General features: G+C 67.4%; 13 protein-coding genes. 6 read left to right on the top strand and 7 right to left on the bottom strand.

Translation table 11 applies throughout. From position 1 onward, the window contains the following. Positions 1 to 4 precede the first annotated feature (4 nt). The 3 genes from TU34_RS02700 to TU34_RS02690 all read right to left on the bottom strand — a co-directional run bounded on the left by TU34_RS02700 (position 5) and on the right by TU34_RS02690 (position 3455). Entirely contained in the window at positions 5 to 1063 is a 1059-nt protein-coding gene (locus tag TU34_RS02700; RefSeq protein ID WP_408068661.1) for a FecCD family ABC transporter permease, read from the bottom strand. A 6-nt stretch (positions 1064 to 1069) separates the two neighbouring features. Further along, a complete protein-coding gene (locus tag TU34_RS02695; RefSeq protein WP_045821314.1) occupies positions 1070 to 1948 on the bottom strand; it encodes a siderophore-interacting protein in 879 nt (292 codons plus the stop codon). Between the two features lie 190 nt (positions 1949 to 2138). Then, positions 2139 to 3455, bottom strand: a complete 1317-nt coding sequence (locus TU34_RS02690) for an acetyl-CoA C-acetyltransferase (RefSeq protein WP_045821313.1) — start codon at positions 3453 to 3455, stop codon at positions 2139 to 2141. A 137-nt stretch (positions 3456 to 3592) separates the two neighbouring features. Between TU34_RS02690 and TU34_RS02685 the strand changes: the two genes are divergently transcribed. From TU34_RS02685 to TU34_RS02670, 4 genes are all read left to right on the top strand, one after another. After that, the gene (locus tag TU34_RS02685) at positions 3593 to 4948 is read left to right on the top strand and encodes a 3-oxoacyl-ACP reductase (protein ID WP_082079775.1); all 1356 of its coding nucleotides are present in this window, start codon (positions 3593 to 3595) and stop codon (positions 4946 to 4948) included. Between the two features lies 1 nt (position 4949). Then, the gene (locus TU34_RS02680; RefSeq protein WP_045821311.1) at positions 4950 to 5828 is read left to right on the top strand and encodes a MaoC/PaaZ C-terminal domain-containing protein; all 879 of its coding nucleotides are present in this window, start codon (positions 4950 to 4952) and stop codon (positions 5826 to 5828) included. Between the two features lie 187 nt (positions 5829 to 6015). Beyond that, the gene (locus tag TU34_RS02675; protein WP_150116358.1) at positions 6016 to 6648 is read left to right on the top strand and encodes a CsbD family protein; all 633 of its coding nucleotides are present in this window, start codon (positions 6016 to 6018) and stop codon (positions 6646 to 6648) included. A gap of 86 nt (positions 6649 to 6734) precedes the next feature. Then, positions 6735 to 7706: an aldo/keto reductase gene (locus TU34_RS02670; protein ID WP_045821310.1), complete on the top strand. Its 972-nt coding sequence runs from the start codon at positions 6735 to 6737 to the stop codon at positions 7704 to 7706. Between the two features lie 11 nt (positions 7707 to 7717). Here TU34_RS02670 and TU34_RS23445 read toward each other — a convergent pair whose 3' ends face one another. Genes TU34_RS23445 through TU34_RS02660 form a run of 3 tightly spaced genes read right to left on the bottom strand, consistent with a single transcriptional unit; the run spans position 7718 to position 10976 of the window. Continuing rightward, on the bottom strand, positions 7718 to 9457 hold the full coding sequence (locus TU34_RS23445; RefSeq protein WP_150116357.1) for a hypothetical protein: 1740 nt from the start codon (positions 9455 to 9457) through the stop codon (positions 7718 to 7720). Next, entirely contained in the window at positions 9454 to 10161 is a 708-nt protein-coding gene (locus TU34_RS23440; protein WP_150116356.1) for a hypothetical protein, read from the bottom strand. The genes TU34_RS23445 and TU34_RS23440 overlap by 4 nt, the downstream gene beginning before the upstream one ends. Further along, positions 10158 to 10976, bottom strand: a complete 819-nt coding sequence (locus TU34_RS02660) for a hypothetical protein (protein WP_150116355.1) — start codon at positions 10974 to 10976, stop codon at positions 10158 to 10160. Before TU34_RS02660 ends, TU34_RS23440 begins: the two co-directional genes overlap by 4 nt. A 259-nt stretch (positions 10977 to 11235) precedes the next feature. Between TU34_RS02660 and TU34_RS22180 the strand changes: the two genes are divergently transcribed. Next, a complete protein-coding gene (locus tag TU34_RS22180) occupies positions 11236 to 13758 on the top strand; it encodes an alpha/beta fold hydrolase (RefSeq protein ID WP_082079774.1) in 2523 nt (840 codons plus the stop codon). On the opposite strand, the gene TU34_RS02645 is transcribed toward TU34_RS22180, so the two are convergent. Further along, positions 13755 to 14264, bottom strand: coding sequence for a MarR family winged helix-turn-helix transcriptional regulator (locus TU34_RS02645; protein ID WP_045821306.1), 510 nt, complete (start codon positions 14262 to 14264; stop codon positions 13755 to 13757). The genes TU34_RS22180 and TU34_RS02645 overlap by 4 nt on opposite strands. A 73-nt stretch (positions 14265 to 14337) precedes the next feature. On the opposite strand from TU34_RS02645, the gene TU34_RS02640 reads away from it, so the two are divergent. After that, positions 14338 to 16443 carry an MMPL family transporter gene (locus TU34_RS02640; protein ID WP_045821305.1) on the top strand — a complete coding sequence of 702 codons (2106 nt, stop codon included), beginning with the start codon at positions 14338 to 14340 and terminating at the stop codon, positions 16441 to 16443. Positions 16444 to 16451: the final 8 nt, after the last annotated feature.

The raw sequence follows: 16451 nt of genomic DNA, 5'->3' as shown, positions 1-16451 counted from the left end.
GACGTCACAGGCCGGTCGCGTTCGATCGACGGATGAGCCAGATCAGCACCGGCGCGCCGAGAAACGCGGTGACGATCCCGACCGGGAGTTCACCCGGCGCGACGACGACGCGGCCGACGATGTCGGCGGCCAGCATCAACGACGGGGCCGCGACGATGCAGTACGCGCAGATCCACCGCCAGTCGGGACCGGTGAACCAGCGCACCGCGTGCGGGACCATCAGTCCCACGAAGCCGATCGGGCCGGCGGCGGCGGTGGCCGACCCGGCGAGCAGGGTCACCGCGACGAGCCCGAGCACGCGGGTGCGGATCACGTTGCCGCCCATGGCCGCCGCAAGGTCGTCACCGAGGGCGACCGCGTTCAGCGAACGACTGACATGGATCGCCAGCAGCACCCCGACGACGACGAACGGCAGGATCGCCCACACCACGGACAGCGGTCGGCCGTCGAACGCGCCGGCGTCCCAGAAGCGGAGCTTGTCGAACGCGCGCGGGTTGCGGAGGCGGATGGTGTAGCCGATCCCGTCCATCACCGCACCGATCGCGACACCGGCGAGCAGGACGCGCACCGGCGTGGCGTCGGTGCGGCCGGTCATACCGACGAGGAACACGAACACCATGGCCACCAGGGCTCCGAGAAACGCGAACCAGATGTAGGACATCAGCGAGGTGAGACCGCCGAATGCGATGGCCGAGACGACGAACAGACCTGCGCCGGAATTGATCCCGAGGATCTGGGTGTCGGCCAGCGGGTTGCGGGTGATCCCCTGGATGAGCGCGCCGCACAGTCCGAGGCAGAGACCCACCACGATGCCCAGCACCGTTCGGGGGATGCGCAGGTCGTGCACGATCCATTCGTCGCCGGTGTCGGTGTAGTCGACCACCGACCGCCAGACGGTCCCCAAACCGACCCACTGGGTGCCGATCGCGAGGCTGGCGATGACCATCACGACCAGGCTCGCGACGACGACGAGGAGACCGATCCAGCGCCTGCGGGTCAGGGCGGCGTCCGGCGGCGCGACCCCCTCGGCGGTCAGATCGGGAGGGTCGAACGTGGCGACCACGCGGGGCTAGAGGCCGACGCGTTCGAGCGCGAGATCGAACTCCTCGGAGGCGATCTTGTCGCCCTTGCCGTCGGCGAGTGCCTGCGAGTACACCGCGACCAGTTCGTCGCTCATCGACTCGAACTTCTTGTCCCAGGTCTCGGAGTCGAACCGCCAGTAGCCGATGATGTCGTACTGCTCGCGCGCCCAGTGGTGGTCGCGGCGCAGGTGTTTGCGTACCGCGCGCGATTCCGATGCCTCGGCGGCGAACCAGCAGTAGCCGCGTCCCGCAGGGTGCTCGAGGGAGCGGATGCGGTCGGCCAGCGCGCCGGCGGCGTAGCCGTTGCCGGTGCCGACCGAGGTGATGAGGGTGACGTCGGGATGCGACGGCAGGTAGGCCAGGTCGGCCTCGTCGGCGACCTCGACGATCGCGATCCCCGGAGTGTCACCGGGCCACTCCTCGATGATCCGCGCGAGGGCGGGCAGACCGGACAGGTCGGCGACGAGAAGCTGCCACTGCGCGGCGGGGTCGGGGTGGTACCAGCTGCGGGCGTGGGCAAGGACGACCTGGTCGCCGATCGACGCCGACCGGGCGAAGTCGCTGGCGATCCCCCGCTCGTGGAGCACGACGTCGACGGTGATCTGGCGTGGCCCGGGACCGGCGGTGCGGATCGAGTAGTTGCGGCCGTGCGGGGCGGTGTCGGGATCGAAGTAGGCCCAGACGCCGTCGCGGCACTCCATCGCCGGCGGTGCGGCCTTCCCGGGTTCGGGGAAGTAGATCCCGACCGCGTCGTCGCCGTCGCCGGGCAGTCCGAGATCGGCGAGCAACGGCACGTCGAACACGAGGCGACGGATACGCGGGGCGGGGTCGGAGATGGCGACGACCGCGCCGAACACTGTTCCCATGACTGTAAGGCTAACCTAAGTCCGTTTCGGCGCCACGGGGCACAAAAAAAACTTCGGCCGAGCTGCCGGGTCGGGGGTCTGGCAGCTCAGCCGAAGCTATGTGGGATATCGAGGGCACCGGGCCGGGCGTTACACAAACCGAAAAGAATTTTTCCCGGCCCGGTGACCTGCGATTATTCGTGCGGGACGATCAGGCCTCGACGATCGCGGTGACGCCCTGACCGCCGGCGGCGCAGATCGAGATGAGTGCGCGGCCGCCGCCGTTGGCGTGGAGCATCTTCGCGGTGTGGGCGACGATGCGGCCGCCGGTCGCGGCGAAGGGGTGGCCCGCGGCGAGCGAGGAACCCTTCACGTTGAGCTTGCTGCGGTCGATCGAGCCCAGGGCGGCGTCGAGTCCGAGCCGGCCCTTGCAGTACTCGTCGGACTCGAGCGCCGCGAGGGTGCAGAGCACGACCGAGGCGAACGCCTCGTGGATCTCGTAGAAGTCGAAGTCCTGCAGGGTGAGGCCGTTGCGCTCGAGCAGACGCGGGATGGCGTAGGTCGGGGCCATCAGCAAGCCGTCGGGGCCGTTGACGTAGTCGACCGCGGCGGTCTCGACGTCGACGAGGTGCGCGAGGACGGGGAGCTTCTTGTCCGCGGCCCAGTCGTCGGAGGCGAGCAGGACGGCCGAGGCGCCGTCGGTGAGCGGGGTCGAGTTGCCCGCGGTCATGGTCGCGTCGCCGAGGCCGACACCGAAGACCGGCTTGAGCTTCGCGAGCTTCTCCACGGTGCTGTCGGCGCGGAGGTTCTCGTCGCGGGTCAGACCGAGGAAGGGCGTGATGAGGTCGTCGAAGAAGCCCTCGTCGTAGGCCTTGGCCATGTTCTGGTGGCTCGCGGCGGCCAGCGCATCCTGATCGGCGCGCTTGATGCCGAACTCCTTGGCGGTGATGGCGGCGTGCTCGCCCATCGACATGCCGGTACGCGGCTCACCGTTCTGGGGGATCGTGATGCCGAGCTTGGGCAGCAGCGCGAGCACACCCTTCACGCGGTCGGCAGTGCTCTTGGCGCGGTTCACCTCCAGCAGGGCCTGGCGCAGCGGCTCGGACACGGCGATGGGGGCGTCGGAGGTGGTGTCGACGCCGCCGCCGATGCCGGCGTCGAACTTGCCGGTCGCGATGCCGTCGGCGACCAGGGACACCGCGGAGAGACCGGTGCCGCAGGCGTGCTGGACGTCGATGGCCGGGGTGTAGGGCGACAGCGAGGAGCCGAGCACCGACTCGCGGATCAGGTTGAAGTCGCGCGAGTGCTTGAGAACGGCACCGCCGGCGACGAGACCGAGGCGCTCACCCTGCAGGCTGAACCGGCTGACCAGGCCGTCGAGGGCCGCGGTGAACATGTCCTGGTTGCTGGCCTTGGCGTAGGCCTTGTTCTGCCGCGCGAACGGGATGCGGTTGCCGCCGACGATCGCGACGGGCCGCACGGTCTTCGCCTTGGCGGCGCTGGTCTTGGATTTTGCTGCTGTTGCCACTGCGGATCTCCCCGGGTGTCGGTTGGAAGCTATAGCGTATTCTTACTCGCGAGTAAGTTACTTGTCGAACCCCGCCGGGTGCCAATGCGCACACGCAGGGTGGGGTGGGGAAAACCAAACCAACAAGGAGTCATGACGTGGCAAACACCGGCCTGTACTCGCAGTTCGTTCACTCTCTTCCCGGCGCGTTCCTCGCCAAGCAGGCCGGTCTGCCGGTCCCGCCGCCGCTGCGTCGCTACAAGCCGTCGGACCCGGCGCTCACCGGTCCGGTGCTGCTCGGTGGTTCGGGACGTCTGATCGAGCCCCTGCGCGAGATGCTCTCGACGCCCGACTACGAGGTCATCAGCAACAACACCACCGGCAAGTCGGCCGACAAGTTCGGTGGCGTGGTCCTCGACGCGACAGGCATCACCTCGCCGAAGGACCTCAAGGAGATCTACGAGTTCTTCAACCCCGTGATGCGCTCGGTGACGCCCTGCGCGCGGTTCATCGTCATCGGCACCACCCCGGAGCTGATCACCGATCCCAACGAGCGGGTCGCCCAGCGCGCGCTCGAGGGCTTCACGCGTTCGCTCGGCAAGGAGCTCCTCAAGGGGTCGACCGCGCAGCTCGTCTACGTCGCGCCCGGCGCCTCGACCGGCCTGTCGGGTCTCGAGTCGACGCTGCGCTTCATCCTGTCGGCGAAGTCCACCTTCGTCGACGCCCAGGTGATCCGCGTCGGCACCGACGAGGCCACCGCCCCCGCGAACTGGGACAAGCCGCTCGAGGGCAAGGTCGCGGTCGTGACCGGCGCCGCGCGCGGCATCGGCGCCACCATCGCCGAGGTCCTCGCCCGTGATGGCGCGCACGTCATCGTGGCCGACATCCCGGCCGCCGGTGAGGCGCTGTCGAAGACCGCCAACAAGGTCAACGGCACCGCGTTCCCCATCGACGTCACCGCCGATGACGCCGGCACCAAGCTGGCCGAGCACGTCAAGGAGCGCCACGGCGGCCTCGACATCATCGTCAACAACGCCGGCATCACCCGCGACAAGCTGCTCGCGAACATGGATGCGGGACGCTGGGATTCGGTCATCGCCGTCAACCTCATCGCACCGCAGAAGCTTGTCGACGACCTCGTCGCCGCCGACGCGCTGAAGTCCGGCGGTGCCGTCATCGACGTCTCGTCGATCGCCGGTATCGCGGGCAACCGCGGCCAGACCAACTACGGCACCTCGAAGGCCGGTGTCGTCGGCCTCGTCGACGCCTACGCGCCGGTCCTCGCCGAGAAGGGCATCACCATCAACGCGGTGGCGCCCGGATTCATCGAGACCGCCATGACCGCCGCGATCCCGCTGGCCACCCGTGAGGCCGGTCGTCTCATGAGCTCGCTACAGCAGGGCGGTCAGACCGTCGACGTCGCCGAGACCGTCGCCTACTTCGCCAACCCGGCGTCGTCCGCTGTCACCGGCAACGTGGTCCGCGTGTGCGGCCAGGCTCTGCTGGGCGCCTGACATGGCCAACACCGTTGCACTGAAGTCGCTCCCGGCGACCGCCGACGTCTACCGCAGCGCGGTGCTGGGCATGCTGCCCGGTATCGGCAAGGGCGGTTCGATTCGTCCCGACGCCACCCTGCCCGACACCGTCTACACGGTGTCGGCGCTCAAGACCGATGCCGAGAAGGTGCGTCAGTATTGCGCCGCGACCGGGCAGCAGTTCGGTGAGCACCTCCCGCTCACCTACCCGTTCGTCGCACAGTTCCCGCTGATGATGCAGACGATGGTCGCCCCGGCGTTCCCGTTCGGCGCCGTCGGATCGGTGCACCTCGAGAACCGCATCCGACGCGTTCGCCGGATCGCGCTGGGTGAGCCGTTGAGCATCGCCACGCACGCCGAGAATCTCCGTGAGCACCGCAAGGGCATGCTCGTCGACATCGTGAGCCGCATCAGCGTCGGCAGCGAGCTGGTCACTGAGCAGACCTCGACCTTGCTCAAGCAGCAGCGCACGTCGCTGTCGGGCGGACCGAAGTCGACGCCGCCGAAGGACCACCGTCCCCCGGCGCCCGACGTGACGCTGGCCGTGGATCTCGGGCGCATCCGCTCGTACGCCGCGGCGAGCGGTGACCGCAACCCGATCCACATGGCGAACCTGACCGCGAAGGCGTTCGGGTTCCCGCGGGCCATCGCCCACGGCATGTGGACCGCGGCCGCCGTGCTCGCCAACGTGGAGGCCTACCTCCCCGACGAGGTGACCTACGAGGCGAAGTTCGGCAAGCCGATCCTGCTCCCGGCGAAGGTCAACGGCTACGTCGACACGACCGAGGGCGGCTGGGACGTGTCCGTCCTCAACCGCAGCAAGGGCTACCCGCACCTCACGGGCACCCTGCGAGGCTGAGCCTCTTCTCTGGCCGAACTCCCCACCCGGCGCCGGGAACGCAGTGAGCGGGCCGAACTCCTCACCGTGATACGTATCACGGTGAGGAGTTCGTGCACATCGGCTGTCCGTTACGACTCAACAGACAAGTACTACGAGAGCGGCTCGAAACCCAGCGGGCCCGGTGATCACAAAGGAGTGGATTCCCATGGCTGCAGATTTCATCGACAAGGCCCAGAACAAGGCACAGGAAGTGGCCGGCGAGGCCAAGAAGGCCGTCGGCGACGCCACCGACAACGACGACCTCAAGGCCGAGGGCACCACGGACAAGGCGGGCGCGAAGGCCAAGCAGGCCGGCGGCAAGGTCTCCGAGGCCGCGGACAAGGCTGCCGACGCCGCCGGTGATGTCGCCGATGAGGCGAAGGACAAGGCCTCCGAGGTCGCCGACAAGACCAAGGACGCCGCTACCGACGCCAAGGCGCAGGCCAAGGACGTCGCCGGTCAGGTGAAGGATGCCGCCCAGGGCACCAAGGAAGAGGCCAAGGACATCGCGGCCGACGCCAAGGCCAAGGCCGAGAGCGCCGCCGACGACGCCAAGGAGAAGGCCTCCGAGGTCGCCGACAAGGCCAAGGACGCCGCGGCCGACGCGAAGGCCCAGGCCAAGGACGTCGCCGAGAACGCGGAGAAGAAGGTCAACGAGGTCGCCGACAAGGTGGCGTCGAACATCCGCAGCATCGACAGCAACGACGTCGAGAAGGCCGCCACGAACCCGGCACTGCTCGCCGGTGTCTTCGCCGTGATCGCCGGCATCGTCGCCGCGATCATCTTCAAGCGCCGCTGACACTGTCGTTCGCCACGAATGGCGCCGCCCCCGAAGCCGGGAGCGGCGCCGTTTCGCGTTCGGGCGCAGCGGAGTACAACGGGGACATGCGGACAACCACCCTCGGGGAACTCGAAGTAGGACGAATCGGACTCGGCGCCATGGGCATGTCCCACGGTTACGGCGGAGCGGGCAGCGACGACGAGGAATCGATCCGGACCATTCATCGCGCCATCGAGCTCGGCGTCACGCTGATCGACACCGCCGAGGTGTACGGGCCGTACATCAACGAGGAGTTGGTCGGTCGCGCCCTGAAGGGCCATCGCGATGCGGTTGTGCTGGCCACCAAGTTCGGCCTCATCTCCCACCAGGGCGGCGAAGGCGCCGACAGCAGTCCCGCGAATGTCCGCGCGGCGGTGGAGGGTTCGTTGCGCCGGCTCGACGTCGACCACATCGACCTCTGCTACCAGCATCGCGTCGACCCGAACACGCCCATCGAGGACACCGTCGGCGCCATGGCCGAACTGGTCGCCGAGGGCAAGGTGCGGTACCTCGGCCTGTCGGAGGCGAGCGCCGGCACCATCCGCCGAGCGCACGCCGTGCACCCGATCACCGCGCTGCAGTCGGAGTACTCGTTGTTCACGCGCGATCCGGAGGACGGCGTCCTCGCGGTGTTGGCCGAGCTGGGTATCGGATTCGTGCCCTACTCGCCGCTGGGTCGCGGGTTCCTCACCGGCCAAATCCGTTCCGTCGACCAGATCGCATCCGACGACTTCCGTGCCGACAACCCACGTTTCGTCGCCGAGAACTTCGCGCGCAACCTCGAACTGGTCGGGATCGTCGAGGCGGTCGCCGCGGAGGTCGGTGCGACCGCCGGTCAGGTCGCGCTCGCCTGGCTGCTCTCGCGCGGCGAGCACATCGTGCCCATCCCGGGCACCAAGCGACGCGAGCGCGTGGAGGAGAACGTCGGCGCCGACGAGATCACGCTGACCGCCGACCAACTCGAACGCCTCGACTCACTCCCGCCCGCCGCCGGAGCCCATCACAACGAGGCCCAGATGCAGATGATCGAGCGCTGAAAGCTGATGCGCTAGCGCGACGATCGTGGTGGGGCGGGCTTGTCGTCGGAGGTGTCGAGGTTGAGGCCCCCGAGGACCGTGGGTGCGACGTCGTCGAGTTCGCCGACGATCTCCTCGCCGTTCTCCGTAGACCGCAGGTAGCGCGCAGTCTTGTGCTTTCCGTCGCCCTCGCCACCGGCCTGCGCGCCACGACCACCCATCGGGGCGGCCGACGTTCCGGCCGGCCCGGCCTTCGACGTCGCAGCCTGTTCGGCAGCCATCGCCTTCTCGGCCGCGGACATCGCACTGGCACCGCGTGCACTCAGCGCGCTCTCGCCGGCGCCGGCCTTGCCGAGCCCGCCCGCGCCGGCTCCACCACCGCCACCGCCTCCACCGGCTTTGGCGGCCTTCATCGCAGCCTTCTCTGCAGCTGCCTTCTCGGCGGCCGCCGCACTCTTCAGCGCCTCAGCACTCGACGACCGCGTCGACGGCGAGCCCAGCCCTCCACGCGTGAGGCCTTCAGCAGACTTACCCATCTGCGATGCGGCGGACGCCGGATTCCCCGCACCCGACGACGGCGCGGAACCCGGTTTCGCACCCTCAGCGGCCGACGCCGCAGACGGAGCAGTCCCGCTACCCGCCCTCTGCAGTTGCGAAGCGCCACCACGGCTTGCCGCCGCAGCGGCACCACCACCTCCACCTCCGCCGCCGGATCCGCCTCCACTCGAACCGCCTCCGACAAACTGCGACCCACCCAGAGCGCTGCCGTCACCCGAAGCAGCCTTGGGTCCCATACCCGGCAGATACAACGGCGTCCCCACCACCGGACTCGTCGGGTCGGACAAATTCACCATCGACCCGTTCATGCTGCCGATCGGCGGATTCCACGTCGCACTCAACTGTGACTGCGAAAGCCCGTCATACAGCGCGTGCACATTGAGACCGTTCTCAGGAGTCGCGGCCGCCAACGCGGTGGCGCGGTTCTGTTCAAGCATATGCACCTGCGACTGCGACTGCCCCACCGACTCGGCCCATGTATTGATTGACGCCGAATTTGCTTGAGCTTCGGTTGCAATCTGCTTGCCTCGGCTCGAGAACAAGTCGAGAGAACCCTTCATTTTCGACGCTGCCTCACCCGAGAATACATCGGTACCAAGAATCGAGATCTGGTGGTCAAAATCGAAAAATGCGGCATTTAGCGCATTGGCAAGTTGGAGCCACTGCTGAGCCAAAGTGGTCAAGGCTGAAGGTACCGCGGGGCCTAACGCGGCGATTGCCGGATCGAGTGAGAAGTTCGTAATCGGCTCGGGCGTCAACCCCATCGGAAAGTTGCCAGACGCAGGCCCGGTGGCAGGTTTTGAAGGAGTGGTGGGCTGATTCGCAATTGTTGGCTTTGAATCAGACGTCAGCGGCCCATCCGGTGTTTGCACCTTGGCCATAGGATCAATGCCATCGGGCGCATCCAGCGCTCGGGCTATTGATCGTTGGCTCGCGTCATCCTGGTTAATCAATGCTTGCCCCGCTCCGCGCGCAGCCTTTTCCGCGCTTTCGATGGCTTCAAGCAGCATATTCAGAGCATTGACAGCCACTTCGCCGAGCTGAGATAGCTTGCCGTCTACGCCGGATCCCGAGCCGTAGAGACCGCTTGCGCGGACGCTGGTTAGGTTCCGCGCAAGCAGTCTCATATCGTCGAACGCAACGCCAAGAACCGCGCAGGCGTTGACAATCTTGGCCGCTCCAGCTGGATCTAATCGAAGTTCTTCCCCCGTCATGACGTCGGCCTCATCTGCGAAGGCGATTTAGGAAGCAAGGGCTGAAGAATCTTGGCAGCAGCGACCGTCCGGTCACAGATTCCTTCCTCACTGTTATCGTCAATTATATTAATGCTTGCCGTGCCATAAAATGTTCCCCACGCAACTTCGCACGAGTACGGTCCACCGGTCTTATTGGTTGCGCGATCCCGCAATTCGTAGGCCTCGACCTTCGGCGCTATGCTCACCCCTGATCTGATTAGCGCATCTCTAAGAGACGGGGCGCCGAGGTGCTCCTGAATATTGTTGACAAATATCCCCGCACCCAGCGTGAAATCTGTCGTGAACGACGCTGCAGGACGAAGTAGGCAGGCCTGGTAGACAAGTGGGGAGCCGTAAAATCCCTTCTTTTTGGTCTCTACCCCGAGTTCAGTCATTGCAGCGGGCGTGATGAAGTTGCAGATGTCGGGCATATTTTTGTCATAGGGACTCTTGCCGATGGGGACGGTGGTGACGACGCCGGTCATGTCCTTGGTGGAGTTCAGGTCGAGGACCGAGTCCTTTTCGACGCCCGGCGCGACAGATGCCGACTGGATGCTGGCCGAAGATGAGGCCGCAGGCTCCGCCGAACCACCTCCGGAACTGCACGCCGACACCGTCAGCATGGTCGCTGCCAAGACACTGACGAAAGCTCCGCCGACTCCGATTTGCTTGCGCACCATCATCCCCATTCCGCGCTCGCGCGCGCGTCGTATCGCTTCTTCACGGCGTTCACTGCACGTCTCATGCTCGAGGCCATCTTGGCATCATCGACCCCCACAGCAGTCCCGGGAGTGTCGATCACCAGCAGATATCGTCCGTCCTTGTCGATGTCGCGGTATTGGATCGTGAGCCGCTCCGGTCGCCGACCGTCGACCTCAGAACCGACCTGCACTCGAATCGACCCGCAGGTGGTGGGCTTCTCGTGCACGAAGACACCGGCAGCAGTGGTTTTCGGCGCGTCTGCCGAGACCTGACGGAGCACCTCCACATCGATCGGGAGGTCGTAGAACGGCACATTGGCATCGGCCGGTAAGCGACCAGCGGCCGTCGATGCCGGCAGCAGACGAACCAGATCATCGGTCCACGTGTCGAGGCGGGATCGCGTCACCGACACCTCGCCGCCATGCGAGGGCGACGGGCCGGGCTTCTGGCGCACCACGATCACATGGTCACCTTCGCCGCCCCACGCGCTCACCACCCGCACATGACTCGACGTGTCGGACAGAGGCTTCCGCGCGTCGAGACCGAGCAGCCCGATCGTGTAGCGGGGACGAGTGAGCGCAGCAATCGCTTCGGATTTCGCCGGGGTCATCGCGGCCCGCAGACGGGTGAGCTCAGCATTCTCCGCTGCGACCTGGTGATCGGCGGTGTCGTACTTCTCATCACCGAAAGCACAGAGCTCCGTCGGGAACTGCGCCCCCGCCGCATCACCCCACAGCAGCCGAAACTGCAACGGAGACAGCGTCCACGCCGACGCTTCCGACGTCGATTCAGCCACCGGCAGACACGCCCTCGTGGACGACCACAAACCAGCAGGCCGACGAGTACACCGCGACACACGCCACGCGTCCGACCCCCTCCGACAGCAGGGGCGCTGCCCGTCAGCGCCGCCATGATCGTACACATTTGCAGTTCTAACGGTCAGTCGCTCATCCACAGGCTGATGTCCCGCAATGACGCATCCACAGATGCGGTCTGTCCACAGCCCGGAAGTCGCATCGGCGGGCTTTGTCGTACCCCTTTTCTAGGGTTGGTTCATGCACGATGGGGGTTGGGCTGGGGTGGATGCGGGGTCGGTGGGGTTGCTCTCCGATCACGTTGCTGCGCCGGTGAACGCGCTGTTGGGCAACATGGTTCACGCCGCCGCCGGTCAGGCGTTCCTGGAGTGGATGCGCTACCGCGATGCCGGTGAACTGCACCGGCAGTTGGTGGTTCCCGATGAGGCGTCGGACCGGCGGACGTTCGACGCGACCATGCAATGCGCGGCACGGATCGCGATCACCCACTCCATCTCCCAAGGCGCGGCCGAACGGATCGTCGACACCGCCGTCGCGTTACGCGACCGGTTACCGAAGGTCGCCGAGTGTCTGCGCGACGGGAAGCTCGCGCCGCGGTATGTGCGGGTGATCGTCGAACGCACCGACCTCGTCACCGATCGTGACGCCCAGCAGATCGTCGACGGCGAGATCGCAGCCGCATTACGGCGTCGGGGGTCATGGTCGCCGTCGCGGATCCGGGACATGGTCGACCGCAGCGTGTACCGGGTCGACCCCGACGCCGTGCGTGCGCGCCGCAAAGCAGTAGTCGACGCCCGCGGATTCTGGACCGAACGCCTCGACGACGGCATGGCACGGGTGGAAGCGACGTCCACCGCGGAGAAAGCTATCGCGATCTCCCGGCGGGTCGACGCCCTGGCCCGCGCGGTGTGTGACAAGGACGGTCGGTCGTTGGCGGCCCGGAAATCCGATGCGCATTTTTGTCTGATCATGGGTGTGGTGTGGGAATGCCAGTGCGGCAGTGACGACTGCGACGCTCCGACGGTCGCAGATGATGACGAGCCCTCTGCCCGCACGGTGCCAGGAACCGGCAGCAGCATGACGCTGCACGTGATCTGTGACTTGGAGACGGTTGCCGGGGACGGCGAGACACCGTGTTTCCTGGACGGCTACGGCGTGATCTCCCCAGCCCATCTCGAGGAACTGATCGACGAGCCTGGTGTGACGGTCGCCCCGATCGGGCATTCCGATGACCCGCTCGCACCGCACACACCCGGTGATCCGTATCGGCCGTCCACCGCGTTGGACACCCTTGTGCGGGCCCGGTCGTTGTATTGCGACGTCGCCGGATGTGAACGTCCCGCCTGGGTCTGCGACATCGACCACGTCCGCGAGTACGACCACGATCATCCGGCCCATGGTGGGCAGACGTGCCCGGGGAACACCGGATCCAAGTGCCGGCTGCACCACAACCTGAAAACCCACACCGCGTTCCTCGATGATCAGACCATCGGCCGCGACGGCCGCATCGAGTCAGTGATCATCACCCCCGAAGGCCTGACGGTGGCCGGGCCCGCATTCGACGGCACCGACCTGTTCCCCGCGTTGAAAGACATTCGTTTCACCGCACCACAGAACGCACCACCCGCCGCGGACAACGCCACAGAACCTGCACCCACCAGACGCCGACCACGCCTGGCAGACAAACACGCCCGCAGACAGACAGAACGCGAACACAACCGCCGCACCGCGAAACCGAGGAACAGGCCCGGGCCACTGACCCCGCCAACGACGAACTGCCGCCCTTCTGAGCAGACCGGCGGCCTAGACTCGCGTCCGATGGCCCCCGACACGTCCGCAGCCGAGACCACGCCTCCCGAGCAGTTCCTCCGCGTGGGCGCGGTGACGCTGTGTTTCCAGGTGTTCGAGCCCCACCCCGACACCGCGGTGCCGACCGAAACCCCGACCGTCGTGCTCATCATGGGGCTCGGCCTCGACATGCTGTGGTGGCGCGACGACTTCTGCCACGAGCTGGTGGCACGAGGTCTTCGTGTGGTGCGCTTCGACAACCGCGACGTCGGCCGGTCGACCCGCTTCCGCGGTCCGGTACCCACTGCGCTGCAGTACCTTCGGCGCACAGCGCCGGTGACCTACACCCTCGAGGACATGGCCGACGACACCGCCGGCCTCATCCGGGCCGTCGCACCTGCCGGCGCGCACATCGTCGGCGTCTCGCTCGGATCGATGATCGCGCAACAGACCGCGATCCGGCACCCCGACAGCGTCCGATCACTGGTGTCGATCATGGGTCGCACCGGCGACCGCAGACACGGGAAGTCGTCGAAGCGATACCTGCTGGCCGCCCTGCGCATCCCGAAGCCCGACCCGGTCGAGGACATGATCGCGGCCTTCGAACGCATCGGCTCGCTCGGTCGAACCGAGGCCGACACCGCCGACGTCCGCGACATCATGCCGCGGTCACTCGCGCGGTCCACCGACGAATCCGGCTCGGGCCGTCAGATCGCGGCGATCTTCGCCGAGACCGACCGCACCCCGGGCCTGCAGGCATCGACAATGCCCGCGCTCGTCATCCACGGCGACCGTGACCCGGTGATCGCGCACTCCGGCGGCGAGGCGACGGCCCGCGCCCTCCCCGACGCCGAACTGATGATCGTCAACGAGATGGGTCACGATCTGGCCCGTCGCTTCTGGCCCGAGATCATCGACGGCATCGAGCGGACCGTTCACCGGGGCGAGTCGGCCGTGAACAGGACCAACCGCTAGCTCGGCGACTCGCCGAGGTCGCGCGCGTAGCCCCGCAGCGCGTCGATCAACACACCGAACACGCGGTGCGCGGTCGCGAGGTCGGAATCGTCGAGGTCGGCGAGCGCGGCGCGGGTGACCGCTCCGAGCGGACCGAAGAACTCACGCGCCACCTCCATGCCGTGGTCGTCGTAGCGGAGGATGACGCGGCGCCGATCGCTCGGATCCGGCTCGCGCCGAATGTGTTCGGAGTTGATCATCCGCTCGACCAGGTAGGTCATCGCCGCCGACGACATCCCCAGCGACGAACCCAACTTCCCGACGGTGAGTGGCTCCCCGTCCACGTCGGCGACCATGATCCGCAGCAACGCCTGGAAATCGTTGGCACTGAGACCATGCCGCCCGGCGAACACGCGGCCGATCTGCTCCGACGCAGCGGACAACGCACGCAGGTCCGACGCCATCGCCGATTCGAGACCCGTGCGGTCGAGCGCCCCACCGCCGTCGTCCGTCGCTTTGTCATGCATCCCGTCAGGTTACGACGAACCCGCCCTAAAATCTCACTTGCTGAACAGTTAAAAATCTGAGAGTGTCTGATTCATGACCACCGCATGGGATCGCTTCGCCTCCGTCGTGACCGGACGGCGCTCGTGGATCGTCGGACTCGTCGTCCTGATCCTCGGACTGGCCGCCATGGGTGTCGGCGGCGAGAGCAGCTCGAGCGACGATTCACCGAACTCGCTCCCCGACTCGGCACAGTCGGCCCGCATCGACGACTACCTCGCGACGTTCCCCGACGCGAAGGTCGCGAGCGTGATCCTGGTGATCGACCGGGCCGACGGCGCCGCACTGACCGAGTCCGATCGCGCCGCGGTGGTCGCCGCCCGCGAGCGCATGGTGGGCGTCGACCGGTCCACCGACTCCGCCCCGACCGGCCCGGCGGCGATCGTCTCCCCCGATGGCAAGGCGGCCATCACCTCGGTGCCGCTCTCGTCGGTAATCAGCGGATTCACGCTGCGCGACACCGTCGATTCCCTGCGCACCGCCGCCGACAACGGTCTGCCCGACGGCCTGCAGGCCCACGTCACCGGCGGCCCGGCCTTCGCCGCCGACATCGCGAACTCGTTCTCCGGCGCGAACGTCACGCTCCTGGCGGTCACCGCCTTGGTCGTCGCCCTGCTGCTCATCGCCACCTACCGGTCGCCGGTGCTGTGGTTGGTCCCGCTCATCGTCATCGGTGTCGCCGATCGACTCGCCGCAGTGGCCGGTGGAGCACTGTCGGAGGCAACAGGTCTCGCCTTCGACGGCTCTACCTCGGGCATCACGAGCGTCCTCGTGTTCGGCGCGGGCACCAACTACGCGCTGCTGATCATCTCGCGCTATCGGGAGGAGCTGCGCCGCCACCGCGACCACCGCGACGCCCTGCGCGCCGCGGTCCGCCGCGCCGGCCCGGCCGTGCTGGCCAGCAACGTCACCGTCGTCCTCGCGCTGCTGACCCTGCTGTTCGCAGCACTGCCCAGCACCCGCAGCCTCGGCGCGAGCGCCGCCGCCGGACTGCTGCTCGCCATGGCGTTCGCCCTGCTCGTACTGCCGCCGGCCTTGAGCCTGTTCGGACGAAAGCTGTTCTGGCCGTTCATTCCCCGTGTCGAGGACGACCTCGTCGAGGACGGGACCGCCGACCTGCACGCGACCGGCGCATGGCATCGGATCGCGTCGACCGTGGTCGCCCACCCGACGCGCTCGCTCGTCACCGCCGTCGTGGTCCTCGCGGTTTGCGCGCTCGGTTTCCTCGGTACCTCGATCGGCCTGAGCCAGACCGAGCAGTTCCGGGTCACGGCCGACTCGGTGACCGGCTTCGACGTCCTCGACGAGCACTTCCCGGCCGGCCAGTCCGACCCGACCACCGTGGTCGCCCGCACCTCCGCCGCGCAGGCGGTCGAGCAGGCATTGCGCGCCGCCGCGGGCGTCGACACGGTGACCCCCACCGGAACCTCACCGGGCGACAGCCCTTCGGGGGGCTACAGCCGGTGGAGCGTGGTGCTCACCTCACCTCCCGCGTCCGACGGCGCGTTCGACACCATCGCGGCGCTCCGCTCGTCGACCGCGCGTATCGACGGGGCCGACGCACTCGTCGGCGGCAGCGACGCCCGCGCGTACGACACCCGCAACGCCGCGGCCGACGACCGACTGCTCGTCATCCCCTTGATCCTGGCGGTGGTGCTGCTCGTGCTGTTCGCACTGCTGCGCGCGGCCATCGCACCGATCCTGTTGGTGCTCGCCACCGTCCTGTCGACGGTCGCCGCGATCGGGCTCGGCACGTTCGTCGGCATCCACCTGTTCGGCTTCCCCGCGCTCGACAACAACACGGTGCTGTTCGCGTTCCTGTTCCTCGTCGCCCTCGGTGTCGACTACACGATCTTCCTGGTCACCCGGGCCCGCGAGGAGAGTGCACGACACCGGGTCCCCACCGCGATGATCCGCGCCGTGTCGGCCACGGGCGGCGTCATCACCAGCGCGGGCATCGTGCTCGCCGCGGTGTTCGCGGTCCTCGGCGTGCTGCCGTTGATCACGCTCACCCAGCTGGGCATCATCGTGGGCCTGGGCATCCTGCTCGACACGTTCGTCGTGCGCACCGTGGTGGTTCCCGCACTGTTCACCCTGGTGGGCGAACGCATCTGGTGGCCGACCCACCCCGGCCACCGATAGCATCCCCG

The sequence above is a fragment of the Williamsia herbipolensis genome (genome assembly GCF_000964005.1).
GTDB lineage: Bacteria > Actinomycetota > Actinomycetes > Mycobacteriales > Mycobacteriaceae > Williamsia_A > Williamsia_A herbipolensis.
Note: the sequence above shows the minus strand (reverse complement) of the source record. Positions and strands in the feature narration are given on the sequence as shown.